Here is a 16,927-nt window from a genome sequence, read left to right as displayed (position 1 = left end):
CTCCCTACGCTCGGCGCGGCGAGGGGGTCGCAAGCCCCGTCAACCAGATGCCCAGCGTCAGGATCGGCCACAGCGCGAACGCATTGTCGCTCCTGGCCTCGCGATGCGCAGTCCACAGCAGCCTGATCGCCTCCGGTTTCAGGAAGGGCGCAAAAACGTCGGCCTCCCTGTCGAGCACCCGGTCGCAGATCGGCCGCAGCCCACCGCGCCGCATCAGTTGCGCGATCGGCACGTTGAAGCCGCGCTTGCGCGACCATGCGGCCTCTCCCGGCATGCCCAGGCGCTCAGCGAGTTTGCGCAGCACATATTTCGGTGCGCCCTTGGGCCAGGGATTGAGCAGCGAGACATCGAGGCTGCCGGCGAGGTCCATGACCCGTCGATCGAGGATCGGCACGCGCACTTCGAGACCATGCGCCATGCTCATGGCATCGACCTTGGTGAGGACGCTTTGCAGATGGAAGCGCTGGTCGGCGATCAGCGCCCGATCCAGCACGTTGTCATGCGGCTCCGAATAATATTCGGCGTATTCCGCGAACGGATCGGCCGATGCAAGGTCGGCCATGGCGCGGTCATAGATCCTCTCGGCGAGAAAGCGGGGAACGAGCCGCCGCCATTGCAGATGCGGGCTGTTGCCGGCTTCGCCCAACCCGAGTGCGAAGCGGGCGAGTTGCGCCGCCGCCGGAAGCCGCTTCTCGTTGCCGCGCACCGACGCATAGGCGAGGCGTCCGGTCAGGCTGGCAAGGCCGCGCGGAACGACGTGGCGCGCGCGCTCCGCCATCATGGTCGCGGCATAGGTCTCATATCCGGCGAAGAACTCGTCGCCGCCATCGCCGGACAGAACCACCGTGGAATGCCGGCGGACCGCACCGGCCAGATGATAGAAGCCGAGCGCGCCCGTGTCGGCGCATTGGCCGTCGAAATGATAGACCACCGCCCGCAGCGCCGCCTCGGCATCCTCGCCCGCTTCCCCGTCGATGACGTTGAGCGACAGGCCGGCGGCGGTGGCGATCTGCTGCGCCACCGCGGTTTCGTCATGGCTCTTCTCGGTGAAGCCCGCCGTGAACAGCGGCGGCTTCAAGCCAAGCCGGCCGAGCGTCAGGCTGATCAGCGAACTGTCGATGCCGCCGCTCTGCAGCACGGCGAGCGGCACGTCGCTCACCATCTGGCTCTTGACCACGGTCTCGATCGTCGATTGCAGCCGGACAACGGCTTCGTCGAGGTCGCGGATCACGGGCGCACGCACCGGCCGCCAGAAGCGTCGCTCGGTTCGCTCGCGCTGGGTGAATCCGATCATCGTGCCGGGCGGGAGCTGCTTGATGTCCTGGTACAGGCTCTGTCGCGTCCCTGGATGGCCTGCGGCGAGATAGGTATGCAGGGCCACGGGATCGATCCGCGCGGCGAGGTCTCCGCTCGCCGTAAGTCCCTTGATCTCGCTTGCGAACAGGACGCGGCTGCCGTTTTCGGAATAATACAGCGGCTTGATCCCGATGCCGTCGCGCGCCAGGATCAGGCGGCGCTCCTGCCGATCCCACAGGCCGATCGCGAAAAAGCCCTCCAGGCGTTCGAACATCGCCTCACCCCAGGCGAGATAGGCGTAAGGGAGGATCTCGGTGTCGCAGGTGCTGCGAAAGCGGACGCCGAACGATTGCTCGAGCTCGCTGCGCAGCTCGTGATCGTTGTAGATCTCTCCGTTGTAGGTGACGACGATGCGCTCCGAGGCATCGAGCATCGGCTGGCGTCCGGCATCGGAGAGATCGCGGATGGCGAGCCGGCGGTGGGCGAGGCCGACGGGGCCGTCCAGCCAGGTGCTCTCGCCGTCCGGCCCGCGATGGACCAGTGCTGCCGACATCGCCGCAACCGCGCGACCGTCGGCGGGCCGACCGTCACGATGAAAGATGCCCGCTATGCCGCACATCGCGTTCCCTTGCCGCGGGAGGTCATGGTCGCTGATTCATGATCTGCTTCAGCAGCACCGCGAGCAGTCCCATGGCGACGACGAGAATGCTGAGCAGGATCGCGCCGACGCCCAGCACGAAGGCGCTGACGACCTGCAGGATGATCCCGCCGATCAGCGAGACCAGCGCGAGCGCCATGCACATCATCGCCAGCAGCACGAAGATCTTCAGCGGATTGTAGTAGGTGCAGGCCTCCAGGACGTATTGCAGGGTGCGAATGGAGTCGCGGAACAAGTTCACCTTGGAGCGGCCGATGCGCTCCTTGTAGTCGATGTCGATGTAGTCGACGAACTTCGCGTTCATCATGTAGGCGAGCGTCAGCGACGTCGTGAAGCTGAAGAGGTCGCTGACATGCTCGAAATAGGAGATCGCGACCTGCCTGCCGAACACGCGCAGGCCGGAATTGATGTCGGGGATATCGCGGTTGGCGGTGAATTCGACGATCGCCTTGAGGATTGCGCGTAGCGGCGATTTCAGCCTCGACTCGCGGTAGTTGGGCCCGGTCCGGGCGCCGACGACCATGTCGAACCCCTGGTTGAAGCGCGCGACCAGCGCCGGGATCGTCTCCATCGGGTAGGAGCCATCCGCGTCGCTGATGACGATCGTGTCGTAGGACGCAGCGCGAATTCCATCCTTCAGCGAGCGGCCATAGCCGATGTTATGGGGATGCCTGAGCACCTTTGCACCGGCCTGTTCGGCAAGCTCTCCGGTGCCGTCGGCCGAGCCATCGTCGACGATGATGATCTCGTAGGGAGTGAGCTGAGCGCCGTCGAGAGCCGCCTTGGCTCGATCAATGGTTTCAACAATGCCGTTGCGCTCGTTGAGCGCAGGAATGACGACTGAAATCATAAGCGGCGTGCAATGCAGGTGACGGATTGCCCAAAGAAGCTTCGCGAGAGCGGATCGAGCGCCCGCGACAGCGGCACGGCATATTTGTCGAACAGGGCGATCTGCCCGTTGACGGCGGAATCGTTCAGCGACTGATGCCGCTTCAGGCGATTGGCAAGCCACCCGAGCCCGCCGATCGGATTGAAGTAATTCAGCCGGACCAGCTCGACCGGTTGATCGGCGAGCAGCTTGGCGAGGCGTGCCGTGGTGTAGCGGCGGCAGTGTCCGGCCAGACGATCGAGATCGTTGTAGAGCAGCATCAGGGCGGGAACGCTGATCAGGAGATGGCCGCCGGGCTTGAGCACCTGGACCAAATTGGCAACCGCAGTGGCGTCATCCTCGATGTGCTCGAGAACGTTGATGGTGAAGACCGCATCGACGCCTTGGGGAAACAGGGAACTCAGCTGATCGCGGACCAGAATGTCGCAGATGGCGAACTTGCGATCGGGCATCGCCTTGGCGGCACGTTCGACGCTTTCGCGGTCGTGGTCCACGCCGCAATAATCGCCCAGCTCGCCGAGCACTCTGCTGTAGAGCCCATGGCCGAACCCGACCTCGAGGATCGCACCCTTCAGGTAGGGACGGAACTGGTCGATAACCCAGTTCATGTAATTCTGCGCGTCGGCGATCGCGCTCGAATACGTATCGGCCCCGACTTTCAGGCCTTCCGTCGTGGACTGGGCGGGAAAGGAGGTTTGAGCCATGGAGCCTGTGCCTTGTTCTCGCCCGGGTTAGCAGCGAGCGCCGCATTTCTCAAGGACATGTGCAGCACAATCGCCTTAAAGTTGACGGCTCTTGCCACAGGAACATGATGTGCTGCGACGCGCGCTCGATGCGCTGAAATTTCGCCTCGATCATCGATCCGCCTGCTTTCGGTGAAGGCTGCTCGGACTCGGACGAGGGCGATGCTGAATCCGCGCAACAGAGCTGTTGGGCAGATCGAGAGTTCACCAGATGATCGCTCAGCTGAAGCGGAGGGCAGACCGCCTTCGTCAATGGCAGACGCGGGTGGCGTCAAATCTCGTGGTGCGGGCAGCCGGGGTCGAACCGGCACAGCGCTTGCGCACCGAGGGATTTTAAGTCCCTTGCGTCTACCAATTCCGCCATGCCCGCTTGATCCAACGAGATCAAACACTTAAGTCCATCCTGGCCGTCTGGAATTGGCGCGTTGCGAGCCCGGAGGGACGGTTCTTCCTTAAGCGAGCCGGGCGCACAAGGCAAAGCCTCAATCCGGACATCTGTTGTTGCTTTAGGCATTCTCAATCCAAGGGGACTATTCATCCGGCATGGCTGCTTCGTTTTCCACTTCGCCGCGCGGCTTCGGCGCGCTCCTCGCGCTGCTTGCCGCCGGTGCCGCGCTGTCCGGCTGCGCGGGCATGAGCGAGACGGTCGCGCCGGCCTTTGCCGATCCCGCCAAATACGAATTGTACGACTGCAAGCAGCTGGAGGCGGAGCGTAAGTCGCTCGCCAAGCGCACTGACGATTTGCGGGCGCTGATGGAGAAGGCCGAGACCGGGACCGGGGGCGCCGTAGTGTCCGAGCTCGCCTATCGCAACGACTATGTCGCCGTGCGCGGGTCGGCGCAAATGGCCGATGACGCCTGGCGCCGCAACAAGTGCCGGGAAACGCCGCCGGAGGCGACTCCGCCTGCCACGCAATTGTCGCCCGCGGCCGCCGGCAAGCCTGCTTCGAAGTCCGGGAAAGCGTCCCGCTGAGGCGCGGCGCCGGCGTCGCTTCGCATCAGGGCCGCCAGCCGTAGATCCAGTCCTGCCGCGCCAGCATGCGGTCCGGGCCGAGCGCGCGGATCGCAAGATCGCGTGCGGCCGCAAGCGGCCCGCCGAGATGATAGATGCGGCCCTGCTGCCGCGCGGTCCGCTGCACCCGCCGCACCCGCGCCTGACGGGCACGGCCGTATTGCGTCAGCGCAGCACTGATGCCCGCCATGCTCTCGGCGGCTTCAAAGCTCAGATGCCGGGCGAGCACCGCGGCATCCTCGATCGCCATGCCGGCGCCCTGGGCTGCAAAAGGCAGCATCGCATGCACGGCATCGCCGAGCAGCGCCACCGGACCTTTGCTCCAGGGGCAGCCGTCGGGCACGCCGAACAGCGCCCATTTCCGCCAGCTGTCGACCGTGGCCAGCATCATTCGCGCCGAGGCCGGCCAGCGCGGCGCGGCGAAGGCGTCCATCACTTCCAGCGGATCGCCGGGCGTGCTCCAGCCCGGCCTGTTCCAGGTGCCCGGCAACACAGCGACCACGTTGATCTGGCGTCCGCCCGCGATCGGATAGGCGACGAGATGGGCATTCGGCCCCATCCACAGCTGCACCCGGCGCGCGGTGTAGTCCTTTGGCAGTTGCGTGGCATCCAGCGTGCCGCGCCAGGCGATCAGCCCGGAGAAGCGCGGCTGCACCTCGGGAAACAGATGCTGGCGGACCGTCGACCAGATGCCGTCGGCGCCGATCAGCGCGCTGGCGACATCGCTGCGGCGGATCGTGCCGCTGCGATGGACCACCGTCAGCCCCTTGGCATGAGGCGCGACGTCTTCGAAGGTCGCGCCCAGCTTGAGGTCGATGTCGGGATGGTCGGCGACAGCACCGGCCAGCGCGGATTGCAGGTCGGCGCGGTGCACCACCCAATAGGGGGCGCCGGCCCGCGCGGACGCTGCCTCGCCGAGCGGCATCCGCAGCAGCTCGCCGCCGGCCCGCGCGCTCATGATCGAGACCGCTTCCGGGGTGACGGCGCGCAGCTTGAGGCGCTCAGTGAGGCCGAGCTCGACCAGCACGCGGCTGGCATTGGGGGAGAGTTGCAGGCCGGCGCCGACTTCCTCGAGCCGCTCGGCCTTTTCCAGCACGACGATGCGGAAGCCGCGGGCCGCCAGCGCCAGCGCGGCCGTCAGTCCACCGATGCCGGCACCGGCGATGACAATCGTGCGGGAGAGCGCCACCCCTGACCGATGGAAGCGGTCAGGCCACCTTGTCCTTCAGGACGCATTCCGGCGGGCGGGCTTCGCCCGCCTTCAGATCGGCCGCGAAGCGGTACAGCGTCGAGCAGTACGGGCAGATGATCTCGTTGTCGTTGCCGAGGTCGAGGAAGACGTGCGGATGGTCGAACGGAGGATTGGCGCCAACGCACATGAACTCTTGCGAGCCGATCTCGATGACGGGGACACCGGCATCGTTATGGAAGTGCGGGACGACATGGTCGGACATCGTAACTCATCCTGGAGTGGCAATGGCGGCAGACACAATCACGAACTGACGCGGCATCTTTAAGGCGCCGCGGACCATACTGGCGGGTGTGGATGATTGCTAGTCCAGCGGAACCGAAAGGTTCGCAATTGCCCCATGCTCATTTGCTCAATGCAAATTCGACACAATCTTAAGGCCTGAGAGAAGCCCTTCTTTCGTCGGGGACGTTGTGTCGCAATTTTGGCATACTATGTCTGTGGACGAGCGAATTTGCGCCGAAAGACGAATCGACCGGCGCAAGGGATCCCAGGGACTTCCGGGCTTTTCCACATGAAGCGGCTGCGAATCACCACAGCGTTGATCGGTATCGCCGCGTGCGGCTTCATGCTCGCGCAGGTAGCGCCGCACGCCCGTGAGGCCGGCGCGATCCTCGCCGCCAAGGATGACCCGGCCGCGCTCTCCGAGCTCAAGCTCGATCAAATGCTGCGGCAGAACGATCGCCTGGTTCAGGACAATATCGAGGCCGCGCTCGCCGCTGGTGATGCCGATCTCGCCGACAGTTTCGTCGCGCTGGCGCGTGACCGCAACATCGCGCTGCCCGACGACCTCCTGAGCCGCGTCAGTGACGCGGTCAAAGCCCAAGGTTCCACCTCGCATTTCGCCAAACGTTTCGCCACCGGCCTCGTCACCGGCAATGCCGACGATGTCGCGAGCCTCTCCGGGACGGTGGCGGGCGATCTCTTCGTGATCGGCGACATCAGGGACGTGGTGCGCGAGGGCAAGCATCTTGCGATGGGCGAGGACACCGACCGGTTCGTGCTCGGGCTTGCGGCGGCCGGACTTGCGGTGACGGCGGCGACCTACGTGTCCGTCGGTGGCGCGGCGCCGGTGCGGGCCGGACTGACGCTGGTGAAGGACGCGCGCAAAGTCGGGCGGCTCGGCGAGGGGCTCGCGGTCTGGGCCGGCCGTTCCGCGCGCGAGGTCGTCGACACGCCGGCGCTGCGGAATGCGGTGGTATCAGGCTCGGTGCTGCGGCCGGGCGAGACCGTCAGCGCGATCAAGGCCGCGTTCCGGGCCGAGAAGGCCGGTGCGCTGGTCCGGCTCGGCAAGGACGTCACCCGCGTCGCCGAGAAGACCGGCACGCGCGGGGCGATGGACACGCTGCGCATCGCCGAAGGTCCCAAGGACGTCGCGCGCGCGGCGCGGCTTGCCGAAGCGCAAGGCAGCAAGACGCGCGCGATCATGAAGCTTTTGGGTCGGGGCGCGCTGCTGCTGATCGGCGGCGCGTTCAATCTGGCGCTCTGGCTGCTCAGTGCGGCGCTGACGCTGTTCGGCCTTCTCTCCTCCATCAAGGCGACCACCGAGCGTCTGACCCAGGCCTGGTGCGATCGCAAACGGGCGCGGCGGCTTCGCCGTGCCCAGATCGCCGCAGAAGCTGCTCTGGCCAACGCGGTCGTCACGGCCTGAGGCGCGCGGCGCTTCAGGCTATTGTTTGAGCATGATGTTGCCCGAAAACCGCTGCACGCTTTGCCGGATCGTGCTCTAAGATCAACCATTCCCCTCCAGACCCGCGGAACTGCTGATGCCGAGCTTTCACAACGGCGCCGTTGAAATTGCCTATCTCGATGAAGGCGAGGGCGATCCGATCATCCTGGTGCACGGCTTTGCCTCGAGCAAGAACGTGAACTGGGTCTATCCGACCTGGGTCTCGGAGCTGCGCAAGAACGGCCGCCGCGTGATTGCGCTCGACAATCGCGGCCATGGCGAAAGCGCAAAGCTCTACGAGCCCGCGCAGTATTCGATCCCGACCATGGCCGGTGACGTGCTTGCGCTGATGGATCATCTCGCCATCCCGCAGGCCGACATCATGGGTTATTCGATGGGCGGACGGATGGCGGCGTGGCTCTCCCTCAACGAACCGCAGCGCTTGCGCTCGGCGATCCTCGGCGGCATCGGCATCGGCGGGCTGATCGAAGGCACCGGCCCCGGCGAGAACGTCGCCAAGGCGCTGGAGGCGCCCTCGCTGGATGACGTCACCGATCCCGTCGGCCGCACCTTCCGTGCGTTCGCCGACCAGACTCGCTCCGATCACCGTGCGCTCGCCGCCTGCCTGCGCGGTACGCGCGACCTCATGACCCGCGACGAAGCCGCGCGCATCGACTTGCCGGTGCTGATCGCGGTCGGCTCGACCGACGACGTCGCAGGAAGTGCCAGCGCGCTCGGTGCCATCATCCCCGGCTCCGAAGTGCTCGACATTCCGAACCGTGACCACATGCGCGCGGTCGGGGACAAGGTCTACAAGAACGGCGTGCTCGATTTTCTGTCCCGCCGCGGCTGAGGCCATGTCGTCTGAGACGACGAGGTTGTTGCCCAACTATCCTGAAATGTTCCATCCCAAAGGGCTGTCCGCTCCTTTCAGGTCGGCGCGAACCAGGGATACCCGCCCAACCGTTCCACCGTTGGGCTATGACTTTCAGCATATGGTCCTAACCTAGCGAGGACACCAAAATTCACGAAAGCGAGACTTAGCTGGTACGCCGCTGGTACGCCGGCCAATCTCGATTTTGGCATGGAGGTGCTTGTATGTCCTTTGACGCGATGGCAGCGGCGGTCGATTGGTTAGACGCCTACCGCGCCGGCGATATCGACACCATCTTGCGGATGTACGCTGAAGATGCGGTCATCGTCTGCGGCTGCGGTTGCATGAAGACCATTACAGGGCCCGAAGGTCATCGCGCGTATTGGGTCGATCGGATGATCCAATATCCTGCGTCGAAGCTCGACAACTTACAGCAGGCCGAAGAGGGAGCGCTGATCTCCTACGTTGTGCCCGAAGGCCTGGTCAGCGCGGTCTTGAAGTTCAACGCCGCTGGCCAGGTAGCGGTGCATACCTGCGGACCTGCAAACTGACGTGCGATAGGAAAGGCACCAGTCCGCGGGCAATGGGATGCGAGCTGATGCCTCTCCAGACTCTCGGTCCTTCCGCGCGATCGGGCATTTATAGTTCCGGCACCCGCGATCCTCGCTTTCCCGAGACCTTCGGCCTGTGCGTTCAGGATTGGGCTCGGAGGAGCACCGCTATAAGCGCGGCAGCCAAGATCGCTAGCCATATCAACGAGACGATCGTGGAGGCGAAGTGCCAATCTACGTCGCGGCGCCTGGGCTGCATTGTGTCTCCTTCCGGAGGTCGCGCGTCGGCTCAGCGGCCTCCATCGTCCTTCCCGTTGGGGCTGCCATCGCGGCCGCCGTTGCCCCAGCCATTGTTGCCATGGTGCTGATGGCGGTGGACCGCCCTCGCGCCAGACTGTGCAATCGCGTTGGACGTGAGGGACGTTGATAGCAAAAGGGTGATGGTCGGCGGCGTCACGGCGGCGAACTTCCCGCAGGTCTTCAAGAACTCCCGTCGGTCGTCGTCCTGGTCTGGCATTGCAGTTTCTCCGGAGGGTAGGCAATTAAATCATATTAAATAAATTAAATAAATTAAATTTTGTTCCTCGGGAACAGGCGGGAATTCCGGCGCCAGCCGCTCGATGACCTTTTGGCATCCTGGAGGGGTGCTTATCGGACCTCAGCTCGAAGCGGGCCGGGGGTTAGCAAAGGGCCCAACAGGCGGCATTCGCCCCGATGCTCTAGCCGTTGGCGCCGGCTACCAAGTGGGAGGCTGTGGTGTGCGTTGAAGCGATGCAGGAGGGAGTGTTTTCTCGTACTCCGCCAAATAGTGCTCCAGCGGCCTTGCTGTGCCTGTTACACGTAACTCACCCGTATTTCTGTCCACGATGAGCGGCGCGTTACCGACAAGCACTGCTGAACCGTCGTCGGCATCTAGGTACTGCTTGGATTGATAGAAAAATATCCACCCGTAGGGTTTCGCAATGGTGGCTTCACGCATAATGTGTGCCTGTCCCTCGCAAAGAATGTCCACCCAGGCTTCTGCAAGTGCTGCCGCCTTTTCGAAGTCCATGCGTGACTATTCCACGGGGCTCTGTGAAGTGCCGCCAAGCTCACGGCTTGGACCAAGCGGCAAGCATGATTGGCCAAATATTCGTGAGACCGCAAGCCGCCTGCGTCCGACGGGGGATGCATCACCCCAATCTCATCGCGCTTTGATGTCGTCGCCAAAACGGCGCGCCAGCGCCGTCAGCACCACGAAGGTGGCGACCCACGCCATCCGGGCGCCGTAGCGGTCGTGCGGGCCTGAGATGACGGCGCAGATGAAGGCGTTGCCGAGCAGCGCTAGCGTCACGGTCGCCGCCAGCAGCGTCAGCTCGTCGAGCCGGCGGTTCGCAAGCGCATGGCCGAGCAGCGCGACCAGCGCCAGCATCGAGGCCAGCGCCACCGGCACGTGCAGCCAGTTGATGGCGGTGAAGTCGAGCTGCCAATTCTGCTGTCGCGCGGCGCGCATCGGCGCGGCCTGCGCGGGGACGTAGCGCTCGATGATGCCACGGGTGTGCGGGATCCAGCCATTGGTGCCTTCGCCGGTCGCGACATGCAGCAATTGCTGGCCCATCGCCCGCAGCGCCGCGCCGGCCTGCCAGGCCGGATAATCTTTGAGCGACTGCACGACGATGTAGCCCATTTCCTCGTTCATGCCTTCGAAGCGGCCGAGCGTGTTGAACATGCTCTTGCCCCACAGGAACTCATCTGCCGTCGCCGGCAGCTCATTGCGATACGGACACAGCTTGTAGCGTTCGCGGGGGCAATGGTCGTTGAGGTAACGCGCGACGATGCCGTCCTGCATCATGCGGCCGAAGGCGACGCCGTAACCGCCGGGCGTCCAGGCCAGCTTGCCGGACAGTGCATAATTCGCCGAGACCAGCATCAGGCCGCCCGCAACGATGGTGAGGCTGGCCTGCGCCAATCCGGCCAGCGGAAGGCGCTCTTTGAGAAACGGCCGTGCCATCCAGCCCGCGACGCAAAGACCGAGCAGCACGCCGAGCGTGGCGCTGTGGGTGGCGGCGGCAAAGGCGGTGAAGACGAACAGCGAGATTTTCTCGAGCGCCGAGATTCGGCTTGCGCCGACGACCAGCAGGAACAGCGACAGGATCGAGAGTCCTGCAAAGATGTCGGTGAGCAGCATGCTCGCAAGCCAGGGCAGCGCGGTCGACAGGATCAGGCCAAGGCTGATCGCGACGAAGCGGAAGGTCTGCATCATCGAGAGCACGCGCAGGGTGAGCTGCAGCAGCCACAGCGTCGCCAGCGACTGGACCGCGAGGTTGATCCAGAAACCAAAACTTTCGCCGTAGTGCAGGTAGAGGCCGAACACCGTGGAGCGGCTGGGGACGAGATAGCCCTCGTACCAGCGCGCCAGATAGCCGCCGGTATCCCATTGCAACAGCGGGTAGCCGTTCCAGAATGCCGGCGCGATCATCAGGAGGGGCAGGGCCACCGCCGCCAGACGCAGCCAAAGCGTGCCCGCGGCGCGCGCGCGCAATTGATCGGTGGTGATGCTCAAATTTGTTCCCCGTCCTCGCCCCGAACCATGCTCGCAATAACGGTCGGGAGAGAATTCACCAATAGTTTGACGCCGCCCGACTTGAATTTGGCAAAACTCTGACCACTTTGAGCCGACCTTGCCGCTTGGGGGCTTCGAAGAAACTGTTGTGTTTCAACGTCTTGGCATGCCTTCGCGGGGCAAGGCGCTGTTCACTCTCAGGCAAGCCGGTCAGGACTTCGTCGCTTAGACTATGCTATAAAGCCGGCAAAACGAGCCCACTCGAAAGAGCAAATTCCAAAGAGCAAATCCATGGCAGTGCATCAGGTCAATCCGGGAGGAAAGCTCGCATCGCTCGATCCGATCTGGGACCGGATCCGGGGCGAAGCGGAGGACATCGTCCGTCGCGAGCCCGAGCTTGCGACTTTCATCTATTCGACGGTGCTGCATCACAGCCGCCTGGAAGATTCGGTGATCCACCGCGTCGCCGACCGGCTCGATCACTCCGCACTGTCGGGCGACCTCGTGCGCCAGACCTATGGCGAGGCGCTACGCGACGATCCTGATCTCGGCAACGCCTTCCGCGCCGATCTCGTGGCCGTCTACGATCGCGATCCCGCGACCTCGCGCTTCATCGATCCCTTGCTCTACTTCAAGGGCTTTCACGCCATCCAGACCCATCGCCTGGCGCACTGGCTCTGGCTGAAGGGCCGCAAGGATTTTGCGTATTACCTGCAGAGCCGCGCCTCCGCGGTGTTCCAGACCGACATCAATCCCGCCGCGCGCATCGGCCGCGGCATCTTCCTCGACCACGCCACCGGCTTCGTCTGCGGTGAGACGGCGGTGATCGAGGACGACGTCTCGATCCTGCACGGCGTCACGCTCGGCGGCACCGGCAAGGAGAACGAGGACCGTCATCCGAAGATCCGCCATGGCGTGCTGATCGGCGCCGGCGCAAAGATCCTCGGCAACATCGAGATCGGCCATTGCGCCCGCATCGCCGCCGGCTCGGTCGTGGTCAAGCCCGTGCCGCACAACGTCACCGTCGCGGGCGTGCCTGCCAAGGTCGTCGGCGAGGCCGGGTGCGCCGAACCGTCGCGCACCATGGATCAGATGATCAACGCCATGGGACTCTGAGAAGGGGCTTTGAGACTTGGGGCTTAAGACCTGGCTTTGAAGGCGAAAAGGGCCGGATTTTCGGCCCTTTCGGTCCCCAAATTCTTTGGCAATTCATGCTGGCGGTTCGTCGCGTCTCGTCCTAAAACCCGCCGACCATTTTCGATCGGAGACTTGCCGTGGACGTCAAAGAAGTCAGAAAGTTAGATGCGTATTTGAAGCGCGTATTCGGCAATCCCAAGATCCGCGTCGTGCCGCGGCCGAAGAAGGACGATTCCGCCGAAGTCTATATCGGCGAGGAATTCATCGGCGTGCTCTTCGTCGACGACGAGGACGACGATCGCTCGTTCCAGTTCCAGATGGCGATCCTCGAGGACGATCTCGTCGATCAGGAATAGATGCGAGCGTGGTCCGGAAAAGTGCGCCGCGGTTTTCCGAAAAGATCATGCTTAAACAACAACCTAAAGCGCGATGACGATTCACCCTGATCGCATCGCGCTTTAGCGCGGTCCGGTGACGCGATCGGTTCCGGGGTTACGCGCCCACCGCTGCGAGCATGTCGGGGATTGTGACGAATTTTTCCCGCGGCTTGCCGAGCAGGGCTCCCCTGGATTTCTCGGCAGTATCGATCACCATCCAGTCCGGATAGCTCACGACGCGGGTGACGCGGCCAACGACGCGTGCCAGCAGCGCATCCGGCGTGTCCGGGCGCGCTCGCCGATGCGCAAGATCCGCCAGCACGGCCTCTGCCGTGGCGATGCCGCAGCCGCGATTGGTGCCGATCGTGCCGTTCGGACCGCGCTTGCTCCATCCGCAGGCATAGAGGCCCTCGATCACGCAATGCCCGTTCGTGACACGTCCATTGGCATTGGCATGAACGCCGCGATGTGTGTCGTAGGGCACGCCGGTGACGGGCGCCGTCCTGCGGCCGACGCTGCCGAACACGAGGCCGCCGGCGATGTCCTCGACGGCGCCGGACCGGTGCGTCACCGAGAGGGTCTCCACCCGGTCTCGTCCGTGGATCGCGAAGGGCGAGAAGCCAAATCGAAAGACACAGCGGCGCGGCCTGGTCGCGGTCTGCTGCGAAAATCCGCGCAGCAGCGATAGCTTCTCGACCAGCTCCGGATCTGCGGGATGCTGCGCTTCAAAGTCCTTCGGCATGACATCGCGGTCGTCGACGAGCGTGTCGCATGACCTCAATTCGAGGAAATCGCGCAATTCCTTGGCGCTGAATTTGGCCTGCACCGGTCCGCCGCGGCCGACGATGGAGATCTCGCGAATCCGGCTCGCCGCCAGCACCTCGAGCGCGTGGCGCGCGATATCGGTCTGTCGCAGCTCGTCGGCGGACTTGGCGAGAATGCGTGCGACGTCGAGTGCGACATTGCCGTGACCGATGATGATTGCCGCCTCATGGTCGAGATTGAAGCTGAGATCGGCGAAATCGGGGTGTCCGTTGTACCACGCGACGAAATCGCCGGCGCTGTGGCTCCCGGGCAGAGCTTCGCCCGGAATGCCCAGCGGCCGGCTCAGTTCGGCGCCCGTTGCCAACACGACGGCGTCATAGGCCTCACGCAGCTCGTCGACCGTGACATCGTCTCCGACCGTGACACCGCCGATGAAGCGAAAGCCGGGCACGGCGGCGATGCGGTCGAACGCTGCCGTCACCTGCTTGAGCTTCGGGTGGTCGGGCGCCACGCCGAACCGCACCAGCCCGTACGGCACCGGGAGCCGTTCGAACATGTCAACCGTCACAGATGTACCGGAACGCAAGAGGGCCTCGGCCGTGTAGAAGCCGCTCGGTCCGCTGCCGACGACGGCGACGCGCGTCCCGCCCGTCATCGGCCGAGCGCCAGGCGGCGTTCGTCGGCGCCCGGCAGAGGCACCAGGCGCGCGCTGATGACGGGAGTTTCGGCGGCGCGCTTGCGGTTGACGTCGATCCAGAATTTCTTGTCGGCTGCGAGGCGATAGTCGGGCTCGATCGCACCGACCGGGCAGGCCGGCGCGCAGCCGCCGCAGTCGATGCAGTTTTCCGGATCGATATAGGTCATGGACTCATCGAGGTGAAAACACTCGACGGGACACACCGTGACGCATTCGGTGTATCGGCACCCCCGGCAATTGTCGGTGACCACATAAGTCATCGTCACGCCCCGCTGACTTGGACGAGGATGTCGGAGAATGTCGGGGCCCGGCCGAGGTCGGCGAAGGCCGGCGGCGTCAGAACGTGGACCGTCGCGCCCTTGCGATTGGACCGCTGCCAGTAACCGGACGGCGCCACCACGACTCCAGGCATGATGTCGGACGAAACGGTCGCAAAGGCTTCGAATGAGCCCCGATCGTTGAACACGCGAATGGGCGCGCCGGCGACGATCCCGCGCTGTGCGGCATCATCGGGATTGAGAAGCACCGCCTGTTCTTCGCCGGCCTGGGCGGTTTGCGCGGGAAGATTGCCGTAATTCGAGTTCAAGAAGGCGTGGCTCTTCGGCGAGATCAGGCTGAGCGGGTAGCGCGTCGCGAGCACCGGCGCCGTGCGCGGGTTCTCGTTCGGCGGGATGTAGTGGGGCAGGGGATCGACGGGCGTGGCATCCTGGTCGCCGTTGTAGCCCTGGCGGAACAGCGGCACCACGAAGTTGCCGCCGCCCGCGATCGTCGATTTGAACTCGCACTTGCCGGAGGCGGTCGGGAAATTGCCCTCGCGATGCGGCGCCCAGTCGGCGGGCGCCGGCATGTTGAGGCGCGCATAGCCCTTGGTCTTGACGCCGTCGAGCGTGATGCCTTCGAGAACCGGGCTGCTCCAGTCGAGCGAAGCTTCGATGATTTCGTCGTCGGTCCGGAAGAAAGTGGGGTCGGTGATGCCCATTGCGCGCGCCAGGCGGCGGAACAGCTCGGTGTTGGAGACGGCTTCGCCGAGCGGCGCGATCGCCTGGTTGTTGTAGGAGAGGTAAAGGTGCCCCCAGGAGAACATGATGTCCTTCTGCTCGAGCTGCGTGGTTGCGGGCAAAACGATGTCGGCATATCTGGCGGTGTCGGTCAGGAAGTGCTCGCTGACGACGGTGAAGAGATCCTCGCGTTCGAGCCCTTTTTCGAGCTTGGCCTGTTCGCTCACCATCGCCATCGGGTTGGCGTTGTAGACGAACAGCGCCTTGACCGGTGGGTCGAAGCCGAGCTCGCCGGTCAGCGCAGCTCCAAGCCGCCAGGAATTGAGCACGCGCATTGTCTCTGGCTGCAGATCGGGCCGCATCAGCACGTCCCATCTGACCGGGAAGGCCCAGATTGGCAGCTGGAGCAGGCCGCCACCGACATGCTTCCAGGCGCCGATCAGCCCCGGAAGGCAGGTGATCGCACGCACGGTCTGACCGCCGCCGGCATGCCGCTCGACCGCGACGCCGATGCGTACGACGGCGGGCGGTGTGGTCGCAAATTCTCTGGCCAGCTTGAGGATGTCGTCGACGGGAATGCCAGTTTCCTGCGCGGCAAATTCGGGGGTGTAGGTCGCGGCCCGCTCGGCCAGCTCCTCATAGCCAACGGTGTATTTGTTGACGTAGTCGCGATCGACAAGGTTCTCCTTGATGATGACGTGGATCATCGCCAGCGCGAGCGCGGCATCAGTGCCGGGCCGGATCGGAATATGCCAGTCGGCGAGGCGCGCGGTGCGGGTGCGGACGGGATCGATCACGACGAGCTTGGCGCCGGCCTTTTTTGCCTGCTCGATGAACGGCCAGTGATGCGAGTTCGTGCTCAGCGTGTTGCAGGCCCACAGGATGATGTATTTCGAGTGCACGAAGCTTTCGGGGTCGACGCCGGGCGTGTGCCCGATCGTCATCATGTACGCTGTGCACGAGGCGGAGTCGCAGAACGTGCGCTCCAGCACTGTCGCACCCAGCTTGTTGAAGAGGGGATCTCCGACATTCAGCCCGTTGATGATGCCCTGCGTGCCCAGATAGCTGTAGGGCAGGATCGCCTGCGCGCCGTGCTCGGCGATCACGGAGGTCCAGCGCGATGCGATGGTGTCGATGGCTTCGTCCCAGGAGATCCGCTGGAATTGCCGGGAGCCCTTCGGGCCGACCCGTTTCAGCGGATGGAGGATGCGCTTGTCGCTGTAGACGCGCTCCTCGTAATTGTTGACCTTGACGCAGAGCCGTCCGCGCGTGAACGGGTGATCGGGATTGCCGCGGACGGCAATCGCCTTGCCGTCCTCGACCGTGGTCAGGATGGAGCAGGTATCGGGGCAGTCGTGGGGGCATGCGCCTATGACCGTGGACCTCGCCATGGATCTCTCCGCTTCCTGATTCAAGACGGTCCGAAGAATGCGGCGGCCGGGCCCGCCTTGGCTTTTCAAAACGTGCGGTG

Annotated in this window: 17 protein-coding genes and 1 tRNA gene; 6 read left to right on the top strand and 12 right to left on the bottom strand. The window is 64.3% G+C overall.

The features are described from left to right. Window positions 1-4: 4 nt before the first annotated feature. The 4 genes from asnB to RAD04_RS31460 form a co-directional block, all read right to left on the bottom strand. Entirely contained in the window at window positions 5-1,915 is a 1,911-nt protein-coding gene (gene asnB / locus RAD04_RS31475) for an asparagine synthase (glutamine-hydrolyzing) (protein ID WP_461626898.1), read from the bottom strand. Window positions 1,916-1,937: 22 nt separating this feature from the next. Then, a complete protein-coding gene (locus RAD04_RS31470) occupies window positions 1,938-2,804 on the bottom strand; it encodes a glycosyltransferase family 2 protein (RefSeq protein WP_461626897.1) in 867 nt (288 codons plus the stop codon). Continuing rightward, window positions 2,801-3,547 carry a class I SAM-dependent methyltransferase gene (locus tag RAD04_RS31465; RefSeq protein WP_461626896.1) on the bottom strand — a complete coding sequence of 249 codons (747 nt, stop codon included), beginning with the start codon at window positions 3,545-3,547 and terminating at the stop codon, window positions 2,801-2,803. Before RAD04_RS31465 ends, RAD04_RS31470 begins: the two co-directional genes overlap by 4 nt. Window positions 3,548-3,867: 320 nt before the next feature. Then, window positions 3,868-3,956, bottom strand: a tRNA-Leu gene (locus RAD04_RS31460). 173 nt (window positions 3,957-4,129) lie between these two features. Between RAD04_RS31460 and RAD04_RS31455 the strand changes: the two genes are divergently transcribed. Then, window positions 4,130-4,558, top strand: a complete 429-nt coding sequence (locus tag RAD04_RS31455) for a twin-arginine translocation pathway signal (RefSeq protein ID WP_461626895.1) — start codon at window positions 4,130-4,132, stop codon at window positions 4,556-4,558. Between the two features lie 25 nt (window positions 4,559-4,583). Here the strand turns inward: RAD04_RS31455 and RAD04_RS31450 are convergent, their stop codons facing one another. Both RAD04_RS31450 and RAD04_RS31445 read right to left on the bottom strand, forming a co-directional pair. Continuing rightward, window positions 4,584-5,786: an FAD-dependent monooxygenase gene (locus RAD04_RS31450; protein WP_461626894.1), complete on the bottom strand. Its 1,203-nt coding sequence runs from the start codon at window positions 5,784-5,786 to the stop codon at window positions 4,584-4,586. A gap of 19 nt (window positions 5,787-5,805) precedes the next feature. Continuing rightward, the gene (locus tag RAD04_RS31445) at window positions 5,806-6,051 is read right to left on the bottom strand and encodes a zinc-finger domain-containing protein (RefSeq protein WP_007602543.1); all 246 of its coding nucleotides are present in this window, start codon (window positions 6,049-6,051) and stop codon (window positions 5,806-5,808) included. A 309-nt stretch (window positions 6,052-6,360) separates the two neighbouring features. Between RAD04_RS31445 and RAD04_RS31440 the strand changes: the two genes are divergently transcribed. The 3 genes from RAD04_RS31440 (at window position 6,361) to RAD04_RS31430 (ending at window position 8,940) form a co-directional block, all read left to right on the top strand. Then, a complete protein-coding gene (locus RAD04_RS31440) occupies window positions 6,361-7,497 on the top strand; it encodes a hypothetical protein (RefSeq protein ID WP_461626893.1) in 1,137 nt (378 codons plus the stop codon). Window positions 7,498-7,612: 115 nt separating this feature from the next. Next, window positions 7,613-8,368 carry an alpha/beta fold hydrolase gene (locus RAD04_RS31435; RefSeq protein ID WP_091966279.1) on the top strand — a complete coding sequence of 252 codons (756 nt, stop codon included), beginning with the start codon at window positions 7,613-7,615 and terminating at the stop codon, window positions 8,366-8,368. A gap of 245 nt (window positions 8,369-8,613) precedes the next feature. Next, complete coding sequence (locus RAD04_RS31430; RefSeq protein WP_461626892.1) at window positions 8,614-8,940, top strand: nuclear transport factor 2 family protein; 327 nt, start codon at window positions 8,614-8,616, stop codon at window positions 8,938-8,940. Between the two features lie 289 nt (window positions 8,941-9,229). Here RAD04_RS31430 and RAD04_RS31425 read toward each other — a convergent pair whose 3' ends face one another. The 3 genes from RAD04_RS31425 to RAD04_RS31415 all read right to left on the bottom strand — a co-directional run bounded on the left by RAD04_RS31425 (window position 9,230) and on the right by RAD04_RS31415 (window position 11,482). Then, on the bottom strand, window positions 9,230-9,457 hold the full coding sequence (locus tag RAD04_RS31425; protein ID WP_461626891.1) for a hypothetical protein: 228 nt from the start codon (window positions 9,455-9,457) through the stop codon (window positions 9,230-9,232). A gap of 219 nt (window positions 9,458-9,676) precedes the next feature. Further along, on the bottom strand, window positions 9,677-9,991 hold the full coding sequence (locus tag RAD04_RS31420) for a YrhB domain-containing protein (RefSeq protein WP_461626890.1): 315 nt from the start codon (window positions 9,989-9,991) through the stop codon (window positions 9,677-9,679). Window positions 9,992-10,123: 132 nt separating this feature from the next. Further along, a complete protein-coding gene (locus tag RAD04_RS31415; protein ID WP_461626889.1) occupies window positions 10,124-11,482 on the bottom strand; it encodes a hypothetical protein in 1,359 nt (452 codons plus the stop codon). Window positions 11,483-11,773: 291 nt separating this feature from the next. Here RAD04_RS31415 and cysE point away from each other — a divergent pair, with 291 nt between their 5' ends. Further along, the gene (gene cysE / locus RAD04_RS31410; protein ID WP_018322099.1) at window positions 11,774-12,598 is read left to right on the top strand and encodes a serine O-acetyltransferase; all 825 of its coding nucleotides are present in this window, start codon (window positions 11,774-11,776) and stop codon (window positions 12,596-12,598) included. Window positions 12,599-12,756: 158 nt separating this feature from the next. Next, entirely contained in the window at window positions 12,757-12,975 is a 219-nt protein-coding gene (locus RAD04_RS31405) for a DUF3126 family protein (RefSeq protein ID WP_007602550.1), read from the top strand. Window positions 12,976-13,111: 136 nt separating this feature from the next. On the opposite strand, the gene RAD04_RS31400 is transcribed toward RAD04_RS31405, so the two are convergent. The 3 genes from RAD04_RS31400 to RAD04_RS31390 are packed head-to-tail and all read right to left on the bottom strand — an operon-like array spanning window position 13,112 to window position 16,847. Continuing rightward, window positions 13,112-14,416 carry an FAD-dependent oxidoreductase gene (locus RAD04_RS31400; RefSeq protein ID WP_461626888.1) on the bottom strand — a complete coding sequence of 435 codons (1,305 nt, stop codon included), beginning with the start codon at window positions 14,414-14,416 and terminating at the stop codon, window positions 13,112-13,114. Further along, window positions 14,413-14,718 carry a ferredoxin family protein gene (locus RAD04_RS31395; RefSeq protein WP_026202677.1) on the bottom strand — a complete coding sequence of 102 codons (306 nt, stop codon included), beginning with the start codon at window positions 14,716-14,718 and terminating at the stop codon, window positions 14,413-14,415. The genes RAD04_RS31400 and RAD04_RS31395 overlap by 4 nt, the downstream gene beginning before the upstream one ends. A 2-nt stretch (window positions 14,719-14,720) precedes the next feature. Beyond that, window positions 14,721-16,847, bottom strand: coding sequence for a molybdopterin-containing oxidoreductase family protein (locus RAD04_RS31390; RefSeq protein ID WP_461626887.1), 2,127 nt, complete (start codon window positions 16,845-16,847; stop codon window positions 14,721-14,723). Window positions 16,848-16,927: the final 80 nt, after the last annotated feature.

The sequence above is a fragment of the Bradyrhizobium sp. 25ACV genome (genome assembly GCF_054863005.1).
Note: the sequence above shows the minus strand (reverse complement) of the source record. Positions and strands in the feature narration are given on the sequence as shown.